The sequence below is a fragment of the Amycolatopsis regifaucium genome (genome assembly GCF_001613935.1).
Taxonomy (GTDB): domain Bacteria; phylum Actinomycetota; class Actinomycetes; order Mycobacteriales; family Pseudonocardiaceae; genus Amycolatopsis; species Amycolatopsis regifaucium.
Map to the genome: position 1 here is coordinate 713,016 of NZ_LQCI01000034.1, position 20,181 is coordinate 733,196.

At 69.3% G+C, this 20,181-nt stretch carries 22 protein-coding genes; 15 read left to right on the plus strand and 7 right to left on the minus strand.

The window, feature by feature from the left end; all coding sequences use genetic code 11:
• Window positions 1-972, plus strand: a complete 972-nt coding sequence (gene ccsB, locus AVL48_RS27275) for a c-type cytochrome biogenesis protein CcsB (RefSeq protein WP_061980106.1) — start codon at window positions 1-3, stop codon at window positions 970-972.
• Window positions 973-1,052: 80 nt separating this feature from the next.
• Complete coding sequence (locus AVL48_RS27280) at window positions 1,053-2,390, plus strand: MinD/ParA family ATP-binding protein (RefSeq protein WP_061980104.1); 1,338 nt, start codon at window positions 1,053-1,055, stop codon at window positions 2,388-2,390.
• On the opposite strand, the gene AVL48_RS27285 is transcribed toward AVL48_RS27280, so the two are convergent.
• Both AVL48_RS27285 and AVL48_RS27290 read right to left on the minus strand, forming a co-directional pair.
• Window positions 2,387-2,569: a hypothetical protein gene (locus tag AVL48_RS27285; protein WP_037308437.1), complete on the minus strand. Its 183-nt coding sequence runs from the start codon at window positions 2,567-2,569 to the stop codon at window positions 2,387-2,389. The two genes, AVL48_RS27280 and AVL48_RS27285, sit on opposite strands and share 4 nt — an antisense overlap.
• A 149-nt stretch (window positions 2,570-2,718) precedes the next feature.
• Window positions 2,719-2,931 carry a BldC family transcriptional regulator gene (locus AVL48_RS27290; RefSeq protein ID WP_005151795.1) on the minus strand — a complete coding sequence of 71 codons (213 nt, stop codon included), beginning with the start codon at window positions 2,929-2,931 and terminating at the stop codon, window positions 2,719-2,721.
• Between the two features lie 249 nt (window positions 2,932-3,180).
• Here AVL48_RS27290 and AVL48_RS27295 point away from each other — a divergent pair, with 249 nt between their 5' ends.
• The 3 genes from AVL48_RS27295 to cds1 are packed head-to-tail and all read left to right on the plus strand — an operon-like array spanning window position 3,181 to window position 5,038.
• Window positions 3,181-3,654: an Lrp/AsnC family transcriptional regulator gene (locus AVL48_RS27295; protein WP_061980102.1), complete on the plus strand. Its 474-nt coding sequence runs from the start codon at window positions 3,181-3,183 to the stop codon at window positions 3,652-3,654.
• 11 nt (window positions 3,655-3,665) lie between these two features.
• Entirely contained in the window at window positions 3,666-3,959 is a 294-nt protein-coding gene (locus AVL48_RS27300; protein ID WP_061980100.1) for a DUF4229 domain-containing protein, read from the plus strand.
• The gene (gene cds1, locus AVL48_RS27305; RefSeq protein ID WP_061980098.1) at window positions 3,956-5,038 is read left to right on the plus strand and encodes an L-cysteine desulfhydrase Cds1; all 1,083 of its coding nucleotides are present in this window, start codon (window positions 3,956-3,958) and stop codon (window positions 5,036-5,038) included. Before AVL48_RS27300 ends, cds1 begins: the two co-directional genes overlap by 4 nt.
• 240 nt (window positions 5,039-5,278) lie before the next feature.
• Here cds1 and AVL48_RS27310 read toward each other — a convergent pair whose 3' ends face one another.
• From AVL48_RS27310 to AVL48_RS27320, 4 genes are all read right to left on the minus strand, one after another.
• Window positions 5,279-6,148 (minus strand): 1,4-dihydroxy-2-naphthoate polyprenyltransferase, encoded by an 870-nt coding sequence (locus AVL48_RS27310; RefSeq protein ID WP_061980096.1) that lies wholly within the window; start codon window positions 6,146-6,148, stop codon window positions 5,279-5,281.
• Window positions 6,149-6,251: 103 nt separating this feature from the next.
• On the minus strand, window positions 6,252-6,407 hold the full coding sequence (locus AVL48_RS39680) for a hypothetical protein (protein ID WP_167386362.1): 156 nt from the start codon (window positions 6,405-6,407) through the stop codon (window positions 6,252-6,254).
• 63 nt (window positions 6,408-6,470) lie between these two features.
• Window positions 6,471-7,595 (minus strand): o-succinylbenzoate--CoA ligase, encoded by a 1,125-nt coding sequence (menE, locus tag AVL48_RS27315; RefSeq protein ID WP_061980094.1) that lies wholly within the window; start codon window positions 7,593-7,595, stop codon window positions 6,471-6,473.
• Window positions 7,596-7,681: 86 nt separating this feature from the next.
• Window positions 7,682-8,605 carry a 1,4-dihydroxy-2-naphthoyl-CoA synthase gene (locus AVL48_RS27320; RefSeq protein WP_061980092.1) on the minus strand — a complete coding sequence of 308 codons (924 nt, stop codon included), beginning with the start codon at window positions 8,603-8,605 and terminating at the stop codon, window positions 7,682-7,684.
• A 57-nt stretch (window positions 8,606-8,662) separates the two neighbouring features.
• On the opposite strand from AVL48_RS27320, the gene menD reads away from it, so the two are divergent.
• The 3 genes from menD (at window position 8,663) to AVL48_RS27335 (ending at window position 12,470) form a co-directional block, all read left to right on the plus strand.
• A complete protein-coding gene (menD, locus tag AVL48_RS27325; RefSeq protein WP_061980090.1) occupies window positions 8,663-10,339 on the plus strand; it encodes a 2-succinyl-5-enolpyruvyl-6-hydroxy-3-cyclohexene-1-carboxylic-acid synthase in 1,677 nt (558 codons plus the stop codon).
• A gap of 99 nt (window positions 10,340-10,438) precedes the next feature.
• Window positions 10,439-11,953: a M1 family metallopeptidase gene (locus AVL48_RS27330; RefSeq protein ID WP_061980088.1), complete on the plus strand. Its 1,515-nt coding sequence runs from the start codon at window positions 10,439-10,441 to the stop codon at window positions 11,951-11,953.
• A 22-nt stretch (window positions 11,954-11,975) separates the two neighbouring features.
• On the plus strand, window positions 11,976-12,470 hold the full coding sequence (locus AVL48_RS27335; RefSeq protein WP_061980086.1) for a hypothetical protein: 495 nt from the start codon (window positions 11,976-11,978) through the stop codon (window positions 12,468-12,470).
• A gap of 114 nt (window positions 12,471-12,584) precedes the next feature.
• Here AVL48_RS27335 and AVL48_RS27340 read toward each other — a convergent pair whose 3' ends face one another.
• Window positions 12,585-13,415, minus strand: a complete 831-nt coding sequence (locus AVL48_RS27340; RefSeq protein ID WP_061980084.1) for an inositol monophosphatase family protein — start codon at window positions 13,413-13,415, stop codon at window positions 12,585-12,587.
• Window positions 13,416-13,526: 111 nt separating this feature from the next.
• On the opposite strand from AVL48_RS27340, the gene AVL48_RS27345 reads away from it, so the two are divergent.
• The 7 genes from AVL48_RS27345 (at window position 13,527) to AVL48_RS27375 (ending at window position 20,178) form a co-directional block, all read left to right on the plus strand.
• Window positions 13,527-14,645 (plus strand): glycosyltransferase family 4 protein, encoded by a 1,119-nt coding sequence (locus AVL48_RS27345; protein ID WP_208616242.1) that lies wholly within the window; start codon window positions 13,527-13,529, stop codon window positions 14,643-14,645.
• Window positions 14,646-14,691: 46 nt separating this feature from the next.
• Window positions 14,692-15,795, plus strand: coding sequence for a glycosyltransferase family 4 protein (locus tag AVL48_RS27350; RefSeq protein ID WP_061980080.1), 1,104 nt, complete (start codon window positions 14,692-14,694; stop codon window positions 15,793-15,795).
• A gap of 78 nt (window positions 15,796-15,873) precedes the next feature.
• Window positions 15,874-16,644 carry an AfsR/SARP family transcriptional regulator gene (locus tag AVL48_RS27355; RefSeq protein WP_061980078.1) on the plus strand — a complete coding sequence of 257 codons (771 nt, stop codon included), beginning with the start codon at window positions 15,874-15,876 and terminating at the stop codon, window positions 16,642-16,644.
• Window positions 16,645-16,713: 69 nt separating this feature from the next.
• On the plus strand, window positions 16,714-17,418 hold the full coding sequence (locus AVL48_RS27360) for a demethylmenaquinone methyltransferase (protein ID WP_061980076.1): 705 nt from the start codon (window positions 16,714-16,716) through the stop codon (window positions 17,416-17,418).
• A complete protein-coding gene (locus tag AVL48_RS27365; RefSeq protein ID WP_037308398.1) occupies window positions 17,415-18,701 on the plus strand; it encodes a geranylgeranyl reductase family protein in 1,287 nt (428 codons plus the stop codon). Before AVL48_RS27360 ends, AVL48_RS27365 begins: the two co-directional genes overlap by 4 nt.
• 505 nt (window positions 18,702-19,206) lie before the next feature.
• Complete coding sequence (locus AVL48_RS27370; RefSeq protein ID WP_061980582.1) at window positions 19,207-19,623, plus strand: NADH-quinone oxidoreductase subunit A; 417 nt, start codon at window positions 19,207-19,209, stop codon at window positions 19,621-19,623.
• A gap of 6 nt (window positions 19,624-19,629) precedes the next feature.
• Complete coding sequence (locus AVL48_RS27375; protein WP_005151847.1) at window positions 19,630-20,178, plus strand: NuoB/complex I 20 kDa subunit family protein; 549 nt, start codon at window positions 19,630-19,632, stop codon at window positions 20,176-20,178.
• The last annotated feature ends 3 nt before the right edge of the window (window positions 20,179-20,181 follow it).

The following is a 20,181-nucleotide window of genomic DNA, read 5'->3' on the forward strand; positions in this document are numbered from 1 at the left end:
ATGCCGATCAACGAGACGCTGTCCCAGTACAGCGACTACTCCTACACCACCGCGGCGGCGATCTACGTCCTCGCGCTGATGTTCACCCTCGTCGAGCAGGGTTTCGGCGCGAAGGGCCGTCTGGCGGCGGAGCGCAGCAAGCAGCGCGTCCGCGAACTGGTCGGTGCGGGCGGTCCGTCGTCGACCACCGTGTCCTCCGCCGAGCCGCCGCGGGAGGTCGGCCGTCCCGAGCGCATCGGCCGCATGGGCGCCGCGCTGATGGTGCTCGCCGCGCTGCTGCACCTGTCCGCGATCGTGCTGCGCGGGCTCGCCGTGCACCGCGCGCCGTGGGGCAACATGTACGAGTACGGCATGGCCACGACCTTCATCGCGGTCCTCACCTGGCTGGTCATCCTGCGGAAGTTCCCGGTCCGCCACCTCACCGGCTTCGTGCTGCTGCCGGTCGTGATCCTGATGTTCGTCAACGGCACCATGCTGTACACGACGGCGGCGCCGGTGCAGCCCGCACTGCAGTCGTACTGGCTGATCATCCATGTTTCGGCGGCCATCATCGGTTCGGGCGTCTTCCTCGTGCCAGGCGTCGCGAGCGTGCTCTACCTCTTCCGCGCCGCGCACGACGAAAACCCGGCCAAGTTCGCGCGGTTCGGCCCGAAGCTGCCCACCGCGGACGTGCTCGACCGCATCGCCTACCGCACGACCATCTTCGCCTTCCCCGTCTTCACCTTCGGCGTGCTGTGCGGCGCCGTGTGGGCCGAAGCGGCCTGGGGCCGGTTCTGGGGCTGGGACCCGAAGGAGACCGTCGCGTTCGTCGCGTGGGTCGTCTACGCGGCGTACTTGCACTCGCGCGCCACCGCGGGCTGGCGCGGGAAGCGGGCCGCGATCATCAACATCGTCGGGTTCTCGGCGACGGTGTTCAACCTGTTCTTCGTGAACCTGGTCACGGTGGGGCTGCACTCCTACGCCGGGGGCTGACCGTCACCGCTGCACGCGAGCCGACTACCGTCAATACTTGAGGTAATGGGGGAAGACGTGCGCGGAGGAGGATTTCAGCGGTGACCGGACCCAGCGAAGAATCGGCTCCTGGCCACCCCGAACCGACGGAGAGCGTTCAGCCCTCGGAGTTGTTCTCCGAGGACAGGACGGACTCGGCGCCGCATCCGAACGCGAGCGGTTTCGAAGCCGAGCCGACGCAGGTCGTCCAGCCGCAGTACCCGCAGCAGGCCCCGCAGGCGCAGTACGCGCCGCAGCCCGCCCAGCAGCCGCCACTGCCGCAGCCCTCGCACGGGCAGTACCCGCAGCCGTACGACCAGAACCTGCCCCCGCTGCAGCCGCAGCAGGCGCCTCAGCAGCCTCAACAGGTCCCGTATCCGCCTCAGCAGCAGTACGTGCCCCAGCAGCCGGTCCAGCAGCCCGCCGTGCCGGGGCTCCCGCAGCCGCAGGGCAGGCACGCGCTCCCGGACGAGCTCGCCACCGCGAGCCTGGTCAAGCCGCAGAAGCGCAAGCCGCAATCGGGTTGGCGCAAGGCCGTCTACGTGGGCACCGGCAAGCTCATCAACCCGGGGGAGAGCCCCGCCGACACCCGCAAGCGCGAGCTGATCGCGCAGATCAACCAGCCGCTGCGCGGGTGCTACAAGATCGCGATGCTGAGCCTCAAGGGCGGTGTCGGCAAGACCACCACGACCACCACGCTGGGCTCGACGTTCGCGTCGTTGCGCGGTGACCGCGTCGTCGCCGTCGACGCGAACCCGGACCGCGGGACGCTGTCGCAGAAGATCCCGATCGAGACCACCGCGACCGTGCGGCATCTGCTGCGGGACGCGGACAAGATCACCAGGTACAGCGACGTCCGCTCGTACACCTCGCAGGGCGGGAGCCGGCTGGAGATCCTCGCCAGCGAGCAGGACCCGGCGGTGTCGGAGGCGTTCTCCGAGGACGACTACCGGCGGACGGTCAACCTGCTGGAGCACTTCTACAACATCGTGCTCACCGACTGCGGGACCGGTTTGATGCACTCGGCGATGAAGGGCGTCCTGGACGTCGCGGACGCGCTGGTGGTGGTCTCGTCAGGCTCCGTGGACGGCGCGCGCAGTGCTTCGGCGACGCTCGACTGGCTTGAGGCACACGGCTACGGCGACCTGGTCAAACGGTCTGTCGCGGTGATCAACTCGGTGCGCCCGAAGGGTGGCTCCGTCGATCTCGACAAACTCTCCGCGCACTTCGGCGCACGCGTCCGGTCGGTCTGCCGGATTCCGTTCGACCCGCACCTGGAAGAGGGCGCCGAGATCGAGCTGGACCGGCTCCAGGCCGACACCCGGCTGGCGCTGCTGGAACTGGCCGCCACCGTCGCCGACGGTTTCGGGGGCCAGCAGTACCGCCAGGTCCAGCCCTAGTCCTTGTCCTCGTCTTTACTCTTGCGCTGCTGCTCACCGAGCTTGCGCAGGAAGTCGGGGTCGTCGTCCGGGGCCAGTGTCGGCCGCGACGAGGGCACCCCGACGCGCTCGATCCCGAACGCGCGCCACAAGACAACGGCGACGGTGAGCGCTCCGATGGCCGCGAGCAGATAGATCATGCTCGGTCCCTTTCCGCGTGGAGGACGTTGCTCAGTCCCACGAGGCTAGCCTCTTTGCCGCGCGCGGGGGGACCTACGGATACCCCAATGTGACGAAGGGCCGTTTGGAGCCCTTCGTCACCGGAGTCCCTTTTGCGAAAAAAGCGAGGTCAGACCTTGCGGGCGGGTTCGCTGGCGTCGGTGGTCAGCTCGGCGAGGAGCTCGTTCACTTCGGCCTCGCGGAACCGGCGGTGCCCACCGGGAGTGCGGATCGAGCCGATCCGGCCCGCGGTCGCCCAGCGGGTCACGGTCTTGGGGTCGACCCGGAACAGGGCCGCCACTTCGCCGGGGGTGAGCAACCTTCCGCCCATCGTCGCGGTCATTTTCCGCCTCCTTCACGGTTCCAGTGCTAAACCGGAGGCGGGCCCAATGCCCGTCGTGCCGGGTAGCCAACGCGGCAATCGTTGCATCTCACCCGTCAGGTACTCGAACGGTTGTCCAATAGTAAAGAGCCCTTAAAGGGCAAAACCGACAAGCGAGACATGCGCTCCTCGGCCTGCCGGTCTTGTCACGGAGGTACGAAAAACGCGCCCTTGTCCGGCGAATCGGCGCATGACCCCTAAGGTGTAGCGGTGGACCAGGTGGATCGGAAGATCATCGCGGCATTGCGGGAGAACGGGCGGGCTACCTACGCCGACCTCGGCCGATCGGTCGGCCTCTCCGCCTCATCGGTGCACGAGCGGGTCGGCAAACTCGAAGCCGCCGGTGTGATCACCGGTTACCACGCCATGGTCGATCCCAGCACGGTCGGACTCGGGGTGACGGCGCTCGTCGGCATCCACCCCACCGACACCGCGACCGAAGACGACGTCGCGGCCGCGCTGGGGGCCTTGGACGAGGTCGAAAGCTGCTACGCCGTCGCGGGCGACGAGGCCTTCGTCGTCAAGGTGCGGGTGGCGACCGTCGACGATCTGGAGCGGACCCTCGGCAGGCTGCGGCGGATCCCCGGCGTCGGCCGGACGAACACCACCGTCGTGCTTTCCACCCGCTTCGAGGGACGGCCCAACAACGCGGGTCTGGAGGACGGCCGCAACGGCAACGCGTAGCCTGCGTTGATGTGAGCGACAATCCGGAAACCGCCGATCACCTCGCCCGTGACCTGACGCTGTACGTACTGGCCAGGTTCCTCCTGGTCGGCGTCATCGGTGGCGGGTTGCTGCTGGTCAACGTCCCGCTGCTGGTCGCGTTGCTGATCGGCCTGGTCGTGGGGCTGCCGCTGGGTCTGCTGCTGTTCCGCCCGCTGAACGCGCGCGTGACCGCCGGACTCGCCCGCCGCAACGAAAAGCGCGCTCGCGCCCGTGCCGAACTGCGCTCCCAGCTGCGCGGCGACCGGGTGGACGGGACAGCGTGAGCCGGCTCCACAACCGCAGCTGGGTCCGCGAAGCCGTCCGCATCATCGAGGCCGACGCGAACCGCAGCGCGGATACGCACCTGCACGTCTTCCCGCTGCCCGCGGAATGGGGCATCGACCTCTACCTGAAGGACGAGTCGGTCCACCCGACCGGCTCGCTCAAGCACCGGCTCGCGCGTTCGCTGTTCCTGTACGGCCTGGTGAACGGCCAGATCGGGCAGAACACCGTGCTCGTCGAGGCCTCCAGCGGCTCGACAGCGGTTTCGGAGGCGTACTTCGCGCGGATGCTCGGGCTGCGGTTCATCACCGTGGTGCCGCGGAGCACCTCGCCGGAGAAGATCGCGCTCATCGAGTTCTACGGCGGCGAGTGCCACTACGTCGACCGGGCGCCGGACATGTACCCGGAGGCCGAGCGGCTCGCTTCGGAGTGCAACGGCCACTACCTCGACCAGTTCACCTACGCCGAACGCGCGACGGACTGGCGCGGGAACAACAACATCGCCGAGTCGGTCTACGCGCAGATGCAGTCGGAGCGGCATCCCGTGCCGACGTGGATCGTGGTCGGCGCCGGAACCGGTGGCACGAGCGCGACCTTCGGCCGCTACGTGCGCTACAAGCGGCACACCACGAAGATCGCTGTCGTCGACCCGGAGAACTCGTCGTTCTACGGCGCCTGGGAGACCGGTGCGCTCGACTACGCGACCGGCATGCCTTCGCGGATCGAGGGGATCGGACGGCCACGTGTCGAGCCGTCGTTCGTGCCCGGCGTGATCGACGAGATGCTGCAGGTCCCCGACGCCGGTTCGCTGGCGGCCATCCGCCTGCTGCGCGAACGGACCGGGCACTGGGCGGGCGGCTCGACCGGCACGAACCTCTTCGGCGCGTTCACCCTGATCTCGCGGATGATCTCGGAAGGCCAGGCGGGCAGCGTCGTCACGCTGCTGTGCGACGGCGGCGAGCGGTACGCCAACACCTACTACGACGACGAGTGGCTGGCGCACAAGAACATCGACATCGCGCCCTATCTGGAGATGTACCGGGAATTCCTGGTGAGCGGGAAGTTCGCTCCGGAGATTTGAGCGGCCTACCTCAGGTTGACGGGATCACCAAAAGAGCAAGGGACCTTTGCTATCGCCTGGGGCACATTTAGTGGTCGCCTGGACGCTGAACCACTACAGGTAGTGGCCCCAAGCGCGAAACTCAAGGGATGAATGGGACGTTCATCCCGCTCACGCCGCCGAGGCCAGCGTGAGCGGCCGGAAGCGCATGACCGGTCCCATCGCGGCCGCACTGTGTCCGCATCAAAGGTCCGGTGACGGCTAAAGAGCGAGCGCGACCGTGGTCAGGATCGCCCACCCCAGCATGGCGAATCCGGTGTCCCGCAACGCCGGGATCAGCGCCCGGCCCTGTTCACCGCCGCCGACGGCCTTGACCGACTTCAGCAGCAACGGCGCGGTCGCCCACCCCAGCAGTGCCCACGGCGTCACGAAGGCGAGCAGCACGCTGACGACGTACGGCACCGCGACCAGCACCAGGTAAAGCAGCCGGGTGCCCTTGTCGCCGAGCCGGGTGGCGAGCGTGCGTTTGCCTGCTTCGATGTCGGTCGGGATGTCGCGGAGGTTGTTGGCGGTCAGCACGCCGGTCGAGAACGAACCGACGGCGACCGCGCAGCCGAACGCCGTCCAGCTGAGCTGTCCGGCTTGGACGTACACCGTACCCAGCACGCCGGCCAGTCCGAAGAAGACGAAGACCGCGATCTCACCGAAACCGTAGTAGCCGTAAGGCTTTTTGCCGCCGGTGTAGAACCAGGCGCCGAGGATGCAGACCGCGCCCATCGCCAGTAGCCACCACAACCCGCTGATCGCGACGAGCACGAGTCCGAGGATCCCGGCGAGCCCGAGAGCCACGAGAGCCGCCGCCAGGACCGCCTTCGGCTTCGCGGCCCCGGAGCCGACCAGTCGCAACGGGCCGACGCGGTTCTCGTCGGTGCCGCGGATGCCGTCGGAGTAGTCGTTCGCGTAGTTGACGCCGACGATCAGGGCCAGCGAGACCAGGAGCGCGAGAACCGAGCGGGGCCAGGAGAAGCCGTCGAGCGCGACGGCCGCGCCGACCCCGGCGACCACCGGCGCCACCGCGTTGGGCAGCGTCCGCGGGCGCGCCCCTTCGATCCATTCACCAGCAGTCGCCATGCCGCCATTCTGGCCCTGGCCGATACCGGTCGGTACGTGGGGCTGCTCGCATTTCGTCCTCTGCCTGCGGCATCGAGTCACCGCGAGCAGAGGACGAAACGCGCTACTTCACGTCGACGACGTCGTCGAGCGTCCAGGTGAGGGTGCCGCTGTTCGGCACGGCGATTTCCGGTTCGTCCGCCAGCGCGGGCCCGGCCAAAGCGACCAGGCCCATCGTGACGGCGGTGCAGGCCAATACTGTGCGTGTCCAGCGCGTCATGCTCAAGACGTAAACCCGCGGGTAATGACTCTGTCAACAAAGTCCCAGTAATCGGTGGGAAATTCACGACCTTAGTAGGAGATCCCGGACCGCCGCCCTGTCGACCTTTCCGGGGCCCCGCAACGGCAGTTCTTCGGTGAACTCGACCCGCTTCGGCGCGGCCGCCGCACCGGCCTCTTCACGGCACGCGGCGCGCAAGGAATCGACGTCGCAACCAGCGCCGACGACGAGCGCGACGACCGCTTCGCCCCACTCGGGATCGGGTACGCCGACCACGCACGCGTCGCGGACTCCGGGCTGCGCGATCAGTACCCGTTCCACGCTCGCGGCGGCCACCTTCACCCCGCCGGTGTTGATCATGTCGTCGATCCGCCCCAGGATCTCCAACCGCCCGTCGGGCCCCAGCCGTCCGCGGTCGGAGGTGCGGAACCGGCCCCCGTCGAACGCCTCCGCGGTCAGTTCCGGCCGGAGCCGGTAACCGTGCGCGAGGACGTCCCCGGCGACGCAGACCCGCTCGTCGTCGAGTTCGATCCGGACGCCGTCGAGCGGTACGCCGTCGTACACGCAGCCGCTCGCCGTCTCGCTCATGCCGTACGCGGGCACGATCTTCACGCCCGCTTCGGCCGCGCGCTCCCGCAGGTCCGCGGTGGTCGCCGCGGCGCCGATCACGATGGCGTCGAACGCCCGGGCCGCGGCCAGTCCAGGCCCGGCATCGTCGAGCAGCCGCCCGAGCTGGGTCGGGACGAGCGCGGTGTAGCGCGGCCCGTCCAGCGCGAGGAGCGGCGCGGCGGCCTCGGCGAAGTCGTCCGGCCGGAAACCGGAGGCGGACAGCACGGCGGGCGTCGTCCCGGCCAGCAACGAGCGGACCAGCACCTGCAACCCGCCGATGTACTGCGCCGGAGTGGCGAGCAGCCAGTGCCCCGGCCCGCCGAGCCGCGCGTGGGTCGCGTTCGCCGACGCGGCCAGCGCGGCGGCCGAAAGCAGGACGCCCTTGGGCTCGCCGGTGGACCCCGAGGTGGCGATGATCACCGCCGTCCCGGGCTCGGCCGGGAGTGTCGGCTCCATCGCGTCGCGAACGGCCTCCGACGCGTAGGGGAGGACGGCCGGACCGCCGTCGAGGGCCCCGGCCAGTGCCGTGGTCAGCTCGGCGATCGACTCCGGACTCCCGTCCACCCGTACCGCACGCATCCCGCCAGCCTACGTCCCGCGTTTCGTCCTCTAAATGCGATCGTTGCGCACGCAACTACCGCATTTAGAGGACGAAATGCGGGAGGTCAGTAGTAGTACGGGAAGGCCGACCAGTCGGGGGAGCGCTTCTCCAGGAACGCGTCGCGCCCTTCGACGGCTTCGTCCTGCATGTAAGCCAGCCGGGTGGTCTCGCCGGCGAAGAGCTGCTGGCCCACCAGGCCGTCGTCGGTGAGGTTGAACGCGTACTTCAGCATCCGCTGCGCCGTCGGCGACTTGCCGTTGATCGTCCACGCCCAGTCCAGCGCCTCGGTCTCGAGATCGGCGTGCGGGACGGCGGCGTTGACCGCGCCCATCGCCTGCATCTGCTCGGCCGTGTACTCGCGCCCGAGGAAGAAGATCTCCCGCGCGAACTTCTGCCCGACCTGCTTGGCGAGGTACGCCGAACCGTAGCCGCCGTCGAACGAGCCGACGTCGGCGTCGGTCTGCTTGAACCGCGCGTGCTCGGCCGAGGCGAGCGTGAGGTCGCACACCACGTGCAGCGAGTGCCCGCCACCGGCGGCCCAGCCCGGGACCACCGCGATGACCACCTTCGGCATGAACCTGATCAGCCGCTGGACCTCGAGAATGTGCAGTCGTCCGGCCCGCGCCGGATCGATCGTGTCCGAGGTCTCCCCATCCGCGTACTGATACCCGGACCGTCCGCGAATACGCTGGTCACCACCGGAACAGAACGCCCAGCCACCGTCCTTCGGCGACGGGCCGTTGCCGGTGAGCAGGACGCACCCGACGTCCGAGCTCATCCGCGCGTGGTCGAGCGCGCGGTACAGCTCGTCGACGGTGTGCGGCCGGAAGGCGTTGCGGACCTCGGGACGGTCGAACGCGACACGCACGACGCGTTTGCCTGAACGGCTCTCGGAGGAGCGGTGATAGGTGATGTCGGTGAAGTCGAAACCTTCGACCTCGGTCCACAAGGCGGGGTCGAACAGCTCGGAAACCTGGGCGTCATCCACGTTTGGGAGAATAGGACGTGTGGCCGTGACTCGTAGTGTCAAACCCGAGGTCTGCCGGTGAATCCATCCACCGCGCAGGCCAGGGTCATCGTCGACGAGCTCGTCCGCAACACCGTCTCGCACGTCGTCCTCTGCCCTGGCTCACGCAACGCCCCGCTGTCGATCGCCCTGTACGACGCGGCGGCGGCCGGGCGCCTCCAGCTGCACGTCCGCATCGACGAACGCGGCGCCGCCTTCCTCGCCCTCGGTATCGCCGCGCGCACCGGCCGTCCCGTCGCCGTGCTGTGCACCTCGGGCACCGCGGCCGCGAACTTCCACCCCGCCGTGCTGGAGGCCGACCGCGCCGGTGTCCCGCTGATCGTGCTGACCGCCGACCGGCCGCCCGAGCTGCGGGCCGCCGGCGCGAGCCAGGTCATCGACCAGCACCAGCTCTACGGCAACGCCATCCGCTACTTCGACGAGCTGGCCGTCGCCGAACGCCGCGCCGGACAGAACTCGTACTGGCGCGGCCAGATCTGCCGCGCGTGGAACGCCGCGTACGGCGAATGGCGTTGCGGGCCGGTGCATCTGAACATCCCGTTCCGTGAGCCGCTCGTCCCGGACATCGACGATGACGGTGAGTGGTTCGAGTCACTCGAAGGGCGTCCCGACGGCGCCCGGTGGACCGAACTGCCGGACTTCGGCGCTCTTCCCTCCTTCGTGGTGCCCTCAGCCCGTTCCGGCCTGGTCATCGCTTGCGACACCGGCGTGCAGGCCGCCAGCGAATGGGCCGAACTGCACGGCTGGCCGGTCGTCTCCGAGACCGGTGGGATCGGACTGGCGGGTGCGACGGCGATCTCGTCCGGCGCCTGGCTGCTCGGTGTCGAGGAGTTCATCTCGCGGCACAAACCGGAGCAGGTGCTGTGCATCGGCCGTCCGACGGTCTTCCGGCAGGTCCAGCGGGTCCTGTCCGATCCCGACGTCGAGGTGCTGCTGGTCCGGCCCGATTCGGACTGGCCCGCGCCCGCGCACAACGTCCGCCAGGTCGGCCAGTGGTTCGACGAGCCGACCAAACCCGCCGACCCGGAGTGGCTCGCCAGCTGGCAGCGCGCGGACAAGGCGGCGTCGGCGGCGGTGGCCGAAGCACTGGCCGCAGAACCATGGCCGAGCGGGCTGCGCCTGGCCACCGAGCTGGTCGACGCGGTCCCGGAGGGGTCGCTGCTGGTCGTCGGCTCGTCCAACCCGACCCGCGACGTCGCGCTCGCCGGGCGGCTGCGGCCCGACGTCCTCGTGCACCGCAACCGCGGGGTCGCCGGGATCGACGGCATGGTGTCCACCGCGATCGGTGCCGCGACCGTCCACAGGGGACATTCGTACGCGCTGCTCGGGGACCTGACCTTCCTGCACGACGCGAGCGGCCTGCTGACCGGCCCCGCGGAGCAACGCCCCGACCTGACGATCGTGGTGCTCAACGACGACGGCGGCGGCATCTTCTCGCTGCTGGAGCAGGGCGCGCCGGAGCACAACGCGAGCTTCGAGCGGGTCTTCGGGACGCCGCACGGCGCCGATCTGGGCGCGCTGTGCGCGGGCTACCGCGTGCCGCACGTCGTCGCGGAGACGCTCACCGAGTTCCGCGCGGCGCTCAAGCCCGCGCCGGGGCTGCGGGTGGTGGAGGTCCGCGTGGACCGAACGCGCCACCGCGAGCTGCACGCGCGACTCCGTACGGCGGTTTCCTCCGCCGTGCGCGCTGTCTAGCCGTTTTCCAGAGGGTAGGAACCCCTCCTTCGGACGTGTCTCCCCGATGATCGTCTGGCTACGTTCGAGCGCGCTGACAAATCCTGGGAGGGATCCGCAATGCGCTTGAAGACTCGCGCCGGCTTCGCCGGATTGACCGCGGGCGTGGTCACGGTGCTGCTCGTGGGCACCGCGGCCGCCGCACCCGCGCCCGGTTCGATCGGCGTCGGCGACCCGTACTACCCGCACGCCGGCAACGGCGGCTACGACGTCGGGCACTACGACCTCCGGCTGACCTACCAGCCGTCGACCGACCTGCTGTCCGGGGCCACGACGATCCTGCTCACCGCGACGCAGGACCTCTCGCGGTTCAACCTCGACTTCGGCCTCAAGGTGTCGAGCGTCCGGGTCGACAACAGGCCCGCGCGGTTCGCGACCTCGACCGACGGCACCGGTGAGCTGACCGTCACCCCGGCGACCCCGCTGAAGAAGGGCCAGACGGCGACCGTCGTCGTGGCGTACGCGGACACGCCGTCGAAGGTGAAGATCGACGGCTTCACCGCTTGGAAGAAGACGCCGGACGGCGCACTGGCCGTCGACGAACCGCAGAGCGCGGCCTGGTGGTTCCCGTCCAACGACCATCCGACCGACCTGGCCACCTACGACGTATCGGTCGAGGTCCCGAACGACGTCGCGGCGCTGTCCAACGGCACGCTCGTGCGCAAGACCACGCAGCGGCCGGGCTGGACCCGCTGGAACTGGCGCAGCACCAAACCGCAGGCGACGTACCTCACGTCGCTGGAGGTCGGCAAGTTCGAGGTGAACGAGCAGACCACGCCGAACGGCCAGCCGTTCATCACCGCCTACGGCGCCGACCTCGGCGAATCGCTCGGCGCGGCCAAGGCGAGCATCGAGCGGACGCCGGAGATCACTGAGTTCCTCGCCTCGAAGTTCGGCCCGTACCCGTTCGAGGCGCAGGGCGGCGTCGCCACCACCGGCATCACCTTCGCGCTGGAGAACCAGACGCGGCCGGTGTACGGCGCGCGGGCGTTCCGCTCCGGCTCGAACACCTCGGTCGTCGCACACGAGCAGGCACACCAGTGGTTCGGCGACAGCGTCACGCTCGGCAAGTGGAGCGACATCTGGCTGAACGAGGGCTTCGCCTCCTACGCGGAGTTCCTGTGGTCGGAGGAGACCGGCGAGGGCACGGCCGACGAACTCGCCCAATACATCTACGACTCCGCGCCCGCCGAGGACCCGTTCTGGCAGGTCCTGCCCGCCGATCCGGGCGTGGACAACCAGTTCGACGCGGCCGTCTACGACCGTGGCGCGCTCGCGGTGCACGCGTTGCGCAAGGCCGTGGGCGACGACACGTTCTTCCGGATCCTGCAGACCTGGCAGCAGGTGAAGAAGAGCAAGTCGGCGGTGATACCGGAGTTCATCGCGCTGGCGGAGAAGATCTCGGGCAAGCCGCTGTACGACCTGTTCCGGACCTGGCTCTACACCAAGGGCAAGCCCGCGCTGGGGCCGAACGGCGCGCCGGCTCTCCGGGCCGCTGTGGCGCCGATCGCACCCAAGTCCTACCCGCGGCTCAAGGCGACGCACGAATTCCTCGCCGAGCGCCACGCCCACTGACGGGTAGCGCTACGCTCGCGGCGTGACGGCCAAAACGGAGCGAGTGAGGCGCATCGGGTGGTATGCCGCCCTCGGTGTCGCCTCACTCGTCACCGTGCTCTGCGGCTCGCTGCTGTTCGCCGCCATCCGCAACGACAACGCGATCGAAGCGCAACTCGGCCAGGCGACCGCGCAGGTCGAGTCGGTGACGTTCGACCGCACGATCATCAACTTCGCCACCCCGGACGGCATCGTGCACAGCCCGGCCAACGGCGTCCTCTACCCGGCCGGGCTCGCCGCCGAGCAGCTCGTGAACATCGAGTACGACGTCAGCGACCCGGAACTCGCGCGGGTGGCCGGCCGGTCGGCGGTCAACACGCTGCTGCCGCTGGGCAGCATGGTCTTCTTCACCTGGCTGATCGCGGGGCCGCTGCTGTGGTGGATCCGGCGGCAGCGCCTGGCTTACCGGCGCTCGCTGGCGGAGGCTTCGGTGGCGGAGGCGGTTCCGGCTCCGGAACCCGCGGCGCCCACCGCCTGACCGCTCCCGGCGCGTGCAATGAAAGCGTCCTTCATGGCAAAATTCGCTATGAAGGACGCTTTCATTGCGTTCGGTGAGATGAAGGAGTCCTTCATCTCACGCGCGCGCCGGGCCTCAGCCGACGGTCTCCCGCCACCACCCCAGGATCTCGTCCGCCACCCCCGGCGCCGCGACCAGCAGCCCATCGGCGGGCAGCGGTACCCCTTCCCCGTGCCGGTCCAGCACGACGGCGCCCGATTCGATGGCCAGCGCGACCGAGCCGGCGACATCCCATTCGCGGTAGCTGTGCAGCACCGCGGCCGCCGCGTGGCCCAGCGCGACCTGCGCGATGGCCAGCGCCGCCGAACCCAGCACCCGGACGCCGGCGTGCGCGGTGGCGGCGCGTTCGATGAACTGGCCCATTCCCGGCCACAGGCCCCTGCGGGTGAGTTCCGTGCAGACGATCGCCCCGGCGGTCCCGCGGCGGTCGGTCAGCCGGATCGGCTTGCCGTTCGCGCGGGCGCCGCGGCCACGGGCGGCGGCGTAGATCTGGGCGCGGTACGGGTCGGCGACCACGCCGACCACCGGCCCCGAAGCGTCGATCAGGGCGAGGCTGTACGCGCACCAGGGGACACCGGCGACGTAGTTCGCGGTGCCGTCGACCGGGTCGACCACCCAGCGGTAGTCGGCGACGTCGGCACCGTGGTCGGCGCCGAATTCACCGCCGACGACGGGGATGCCGGGGAATTCCGCGGTCAGCACGCGGCGGGTGTGGCGTTCGAGGATGCGGTCGGTGTCGGTGACCCAGTCGAAGGGGGAGTCCTTCAGGTCCGGCTGGGTGCCGCGGCCGGCGGTCGCGGTGATCACGTCGGTCGCGTCGTTGGCCAGCCGCCCGGCCACTTCGAGGGCCCTCGACAGCAATCCGGGCTCGACGGGCTGCGGCGGCCTTGACGACAGGAGGGTCATGCCTGACTAGTGTGGCCGAGCCTGGTTTCCGGAACACGACCACGAGATGACATGTCGTCTGTTCCGTTTTTGTTGGCATGGGCGTCACAACCGGGTGCGACAGTGTGCGTCGTGCGAGTCGCGATAGTCACCGAAAGTTTCCTGCCCCAGGTGAACGGCGTGACCAACTCCGTGCTCCGCGTCGTGGAACACCTCCGCGACCGCGCGCACGACGTGCTGATCATCGCCCCCGGACCGGGTCCCGTGGAGTACCTCGGCGCCCCGGTCGTGCGCATTCCCGCCCTCGACTTCCCCGGCGTGAACTCCCTCCCGGTCGGCGTGCCGACCCGGACGGTGCTCACCGCCCTCGCCGATTTCCGGCCGGACGTGGTCCACCTCGCCTCGCCGTTCGTGGTCGGCGCCCGGGGGCTCGCCGCGGCCAGACGGCTGCGGGTGCCGTGCGTCGCGGTGTACCAGACCGACATCGCCGGTTTCGCCGCCGCGTACGGCTTCGGCATCGCCGCCCGCGCGGCCTGGCGCTGGGTGCGCCGTCTGCACTCGCGGGCCGACCGCACGCTCGCGCCGTCGTCGGATTCGGTGGAGCAGCTGAGGCTGCACGGCATTCCCCGGGTGCATCACTGGGCGCGCGGCGTCGACATCGAGCGGTTCTCGCCGGTGCACGCCGATCCCGCGTTGCGCGCCGAACTGGCGCCGAACGGGGAACTGCTCGTCGGTTTCGTCGGCAGGCTCGCGCCCGAAAAGGAGGTCGAGCGGCTGACCGCGCTCGCCGGCATCGCCGGGATCCGGGTGGTCGTCGTCGGGGACGGGCCGGAGCTGCCGATGCTGCGCGAGCGGATTCCGGGCGCCGCCTTTCTCGGCGCCCGATACGGAGAAGAACTTTCCGCCGCGTATGCGAGCCTCGACGTCTTTGTCCACACAGGACCGCACGAGACGTTCTGCCAGGCCGTCCAGGAGGCGATGGCGTCCGGCTTGCCGGTGCTCGCCCCGGACGCGGGCGGGCCGAAGGATCTGGTCCTGCCCGGCCGCACCGGCTACCTGCTGCCCGCCGACCGGGCCGGATTCGCCAAGGCGCTGGTAGACAAGGTGCACGATCTGCGCGACGAAGCGCTGCGCGCCAGGTTGGGGGCGAAGGCCCGCAAGGTGGTGCTGGGCCGGACCTGGCCCGCCGTCTGCCACGAACTGGTCGGCCACTACGAGGCCGTTCAGGGCAAGATCGCGCGCGCGGCCTGACCACGATGCACCGGCTGGGAAAGGACCGGGCACGAGGCGGACCTAGATGCATATAGTCCAACTGGCCAACTTCTACGGGCCACGCTCGGGCGGGCTGCGGACGGCGTTGCATCACCTCGGCGCGGGCTATGTCGCGAGCGGGCATCAGGTGACCCTCGTGGTGCCGGGACGGCGTTACGCGGACGAGACACTGCCCTCGGGCGTCCGGCGGTTTTCCCTGCCCGCGCCCCGGATTCCCGGCACGGGCGGTTATCGCGCGGTCGATCCGCACCGGGCGCGAGCGGTGCTGAACCGCCTGGAGCCCGACAGGCTGGAGGTGTCCGACCGGCTCACGTTGCGCGGAATGGGTGGGTGGGCGCGGCGCAACGGCGTGCCCAGCATGGTGATCTCGCACGAGCGGCTCGACAGGCTGCTGGAACAGTTCCTGATGCCGGAACCCGTCGCAAGGCGCGTCGCGGATGTCGCGAACCGGCGGATGGCGCGGCGGTACGACACGGTCGTCTGCACGACGGCGTTCGCCCGCGCGGAATTCGACCGGATCGCCGCGCCGAACGTGCGCCGTGTCCCGCTCGGCGTCGACCTCGCGACGTTCACCCCGGCCCGCCGGGATGACGGCTGGCGGCACACCCTGTCCGGCGACGCCGACGCCTTGCTTGTCCACTGTGGACGCTTGTCACCGGAGAAGCACGTCGAGCGCAGCGTGGACACCGTCGCCGAGCTGACCGAGTCGGGACATCGCGTGCGGCTCGTGATCGCGGGCGACGGACCTCGGCGACGGGCACTGGAACGCCGGGCGCGTGGACTTCCGGTGACGTTCCTCGGCTTCCTGGCCGGTCGCGGGGAGGTCGCGCGCCTGCTGGCCAGCGCCGACGTCTCCCTCGCGCCGGGACCACACGAGACCTTCGGCCTGGCCGCGCTGGAGGCGCTGGCCTCGGGAACGCCGGTGGTGGTCTCGGCGTCGTCGGCGTTACGGGAGATCGTGCGCCCCGGCTGCGGCGAGGCCGTCGACGATCACGCCCCCGCGTTCGCGGGCGCCGTCACCGGTTTGCTGGAGAGTCCCGAGGACACCAGGCGCGCCGCCGCGCGGGCACGGGCGGAGGAATTCGCCTGGCCGCGCGCGGTACAGGGAATGCTCTCCGCACTCGCCTGATCACCCAAGATCATTTGTATCTCTTTTGTACAACCGGCATTCATCGTCCCCACACGCCATCGAGCGAGAGGACGGCACGTGAGGTTCGAAGTACTGGGGACGTTCACCATCTCTTCCGGTTCGCGGTCGGTCCCGCTGGGCGGCCGGATGAGAAGAACGCTGCTGGGCGTACTGCTGGTCCGGGCGAACACCTTCGTGCCGGTCGACGTGCTCACCGAGGCCCTGTGGGAGAGCCGGTGGGAACCGAGGGCGGTGCCGAAGTTGCACTGGCACGTCCACAAGCTCCGGCAGGCCCTTCCCGAAGACGATCGGATCGGCTTCGACAACGGCGGCTACCGGCTGGATGTCCATCCCGGCGAACTCGACGTCGAGACCTTCGAGACGCTGGGCGGTCAGGCGCTGAAAGCCGCGGATCCCGCGCAGCGCGCCTCGTTGATCCGGCAGGCGCTCAGCCACTGGCACGGCGCGCCCTACGACGGCCTGGACGTCCCGCTGCTTTCGGACGAGACGATGCGTCTCTCGGAGTACCGTCTGGTCCTGCTCGAAGAGCTCTACCAGGCGGAACTGGACCTCGGACAGCACGCGAGCGCGGCCGTCGAGCTGGCCGGTCTGGTGCGGCGGCATCCACTGCGGCAGCGTGCCCAGTACCTCCTGATGGACGCTCTCTGGCGAGCCGGGCGCACCTCCGACGCGCTGGCGGCGTACCGGCGCGCGCGCCGGGTCTCGATCGATCAGCTCGGCCTCGAACCGGGGCCGGAACTGCGGTTGCTGGAGCGGAGGATCCTCGCCGGTGAAGCCGCGGGGGCCGGTGCGCACCGTGCCCCGGCGTTGCTGAACCGGACCAGGTGAACCTACGGGGCGCCGCTTTGCTCCCGCTTGGGTGACCTGTCTCAGTGCCTCGGGGTTAGGGTTCGAGGCATGTCCCGAGCGAGTCTTGACAAGGATCCGCACGAAGTCGCCGCCATGTTCGACGACGTCGCGGACGGCTACGACCGCGCGAATTCGTTCATGACCTTCGGCTTCGATCGCCGCTGGCGCACCACCACCGCACGGGTGCTGGACGCCAAACGCGGCGAGAAGGTGCTGGACCTCGCGGCGGGCACCGGCGTGTCCACCGTCGAGTACGCGCGTAACGGGGCCTGGTGCCTGGCCGCGGACTTCTCGGTCGGCATGCTCAAGGCAGGCAAGCATCGCGGCGTCCCGATGGTGGCCGCCGACGCGTTGAAGCTGCCGTTCGCGGACGAAAGCTTCGACGCGGTGACCATTTCCCTCGCGCTGCGGAACTTCGTCGACACCAAGGCCGCGCTCACCGAAATCGCTCGGGTGGTCAAACCGGGTGGCCGCCTGGTGATCTGCGAGGTGTCGACGCCCACATTCCCGCCGATCCGGTTCCTGCACCGCAAGTTCATCCTGCGGCTGCTCACCTGGGTCGGCAGCCGGACCTCGACGAACCCCGAGGCCTACTCCTACCTGGCCGAATCCATGCTGGCCTGGCCGGATCAGCGGACGCTCGGCGAGATCATCGCGAGCGCGGGCTGGACCGAGGTGGAGTGGCTGAACCTCACCTTCGGCGTCGTCGCCATCCACCGCGCGAAGAAGCCATCCGTAAACTCGCGCGCATGACCCGTCGCAATGCTGACCACGACGCCGAAGTCATCGTCGTCGGTGCCGGACCGGCCGGCTCCACCGCCGCCACGTACCTCGCCCGTGCGGGCGTCGACGTGCTGCTGCTGGAGAAGACCGAGTTCCCGCGCGAGAAGGTGTGCGGCGACGGGCTGACTCCTCGTGGCGTCAAGCAGCTGATCGACCTGGGGATCGACACCAGCGAGGACGCGGGCTGGGTGCACAGCCGCGGTCTGCGGATCCTCACCGGCGAGCTGACCCTCGAACTCGACTGGCCGGACCTGACCAGTTACCCGCCCTACGGCGTTTCGCGGACCCGTCAGGACTTCGACGACCTGCTCGCGAAGACCGCGGTCAAGGCGGGCGCGCGGCTGTACGAGCGCACGACCGTCACCGGCGCGATCACCAGCCCGGCCGGTCGCGTGATCGGCGTCGAGGCGAAGGTCGGCCCGGAGAAGACCCCGGTGAGCTACCGCGCTCCGCTCGTACTGGCCTGCGACGGTGTCTCCGCGCGGCTCGCGCTGAGTGTCGGCATCCAGAAGAACGAGAAGCGCCCGATGGGCGTCGCGGTCCGCCAGTACTACAAGAGCCCGCGCCACGACGACCCGTTCATCGAGGGGCACCTGGAGCTTTGGGACCGCAGCGATCCGCGCGACCCGAAGCTGCTGCCCGGCTACGGCTGGGCGTTCCCGCTCGGCGACGGCACGGTGAACGTCGGCCTCGGCATGCTGTCGACGTCGGCGGCGTTCCGCAGCACCGACTACCGCGCGCTGCTGCGCCAGTGGCTCGACGGGACGCCCGAGGAATGGGGCTACCGCGAGGAGAACGCCATCGGCAAGGTCGGCGGCGCCGGTCTCCCGATGGGCTTCAACCGCACCCCGCACTACCGCGACGGCCTGCTGCTGCTCGGCGACGCGGGCGGCATGGTCAGCCCCTTCAACGGTGAGGGCATCTCGGCCGCGATGGAGTCCGCGCAGCTGGCGTCTGAGTTCGTCGTGCAGGCCTTGGCGCGGCGCGAAGGACCGTCGCGTGAGCGGGCGCTGGAGGGCTACCCCCGCGCGGTCGGAGAGCTGATGGGCGGCTACTACCGGCTCGGCAACGTGTTCGCGAAGCTGATCGGGAAGCCGAAGGTCATGCACGCCGCGACGAAGTACGGGCTGCGGATCAACTCGATCCTTCCGCTGGTCTACAAGGGACTCTCGGGCTGCTACGACGCCAAGGGCGGCGACGGCGTCGACCGCCTGATCGCCGCGCTGGCCCGCGCCACCCCCTCCCCGCGCTGACGTCACGCATTTCGTCCTCTGGTTGCGGTAGTTCGCGTCCGAACTACCGCAACCAGAGGACGAAATGCGGTCGGCCAGGGCCCGCGACCACACGTCCGGACCAGTCACGGGTACGCCCGGCAGTGGTATCGGTCACAGGACAAATGTGGTCAAACGGACCCGGCAAGCCGATCTTAGGGACGACGTCGCAGGTCATCGGTACCGCACGTCGGAAGTAACCGTACTGGCCGTGCGGTCAAGTTAGGGCAGCCTTATAGCACGGGGCCTAGGGACAAGAATGTGAGTCGCGTCCTACACTCGCCCCATGCTTTGTGAATCGCTTCACATCCTCGACGGGAGGCTTGTGAACTATTTCACAAGCAAGGGGGCCGTCATGCACGGCCCGTAAGGGTTGCCTAACCCTCGGCGGTGTGACCCAGGTCCCTTAGGGTGCCGACGAGGGAAGCGGTGAACCCCGACTCGAAAACCGCAGCGGCGCGGAAAGGATGGCGAAAACCCCGTGCTGATGTTGCCTGTGCCGGCCCAGGCCGATACCCCAACGGTGCCTACAGTGCCGAATCTCGACATGTACCTCCCCCTGGTCCTCCTGTTCGTCCTCGCTCTCGGATTCGCGGTGCTCTCGGTGCTGCTCGGTCCGCTTGTCGGTCCGAGCCGCGCCAACAAGGCGAAGCTCGCGGCCTACGAATGCGGCATCGAACCGTCGCCGCAGCCGGTCGTCGGCGGCGGCCGGATGCCGGTCGCGTACTACATCACCGCGATGCTGTTCATCCTGTTCGACATCGAGATGGTCTTCCTCTACCCGTTCGCGGTCTCCGCGGACGCGCTGGGCATGTTCGGCCTGGTGGAGATCGTGCTGTTCATCGCGACGGTCGGTTTCGCGTACGCCTACGTATGGCGTCGCGGCGGCCTGGATTGGAACTAGAGAAGCATGGGCCTCGAAGAAAAACTCCCCAACGGCATCCTGCTGGCCAGTCTCGAAGGCCTGGTGAACTGGGCCCGCAAGAACTCGATGTGGCCCGCCACCTTCGGCCTCGCCTGCTGCGCGATCGAGATGATGACCGTCGGCGGTTCCCGCTACGACATCGCCCGGTTCGGCATGGAGCGCTTCAGCGCGACGCCGCGCCAGGCGGATCTGATGATCGTCGCCGGCCGCGTCACGCAGAAGATGGCGCCGGTGCTCCGCCAGATCTACGACCAGATGGCCGAGCCCAAGTGGGTGCTGGCGATGGGCGTCTGCGCCTCGTCCGGCGGGATGTTCAACAACTACGCCGTGGTGCAGGGTGTCGACCACATCGTCCCGGTCGACATGTACCTCCCCGGCTGCCCGCCCCGGCCCGAGATGCTGCTCGACGCGATCCTGAAGCTGCACGCCAAGATCCAGGACGAGCCGATCAACGCGCGCCGGGCCGCGATCCGCGCCGCCAGCGGTGAGCGCACCGAGCTGATCGCCTCCTCGATCAAGTACGCGAAGAAGTGAGCG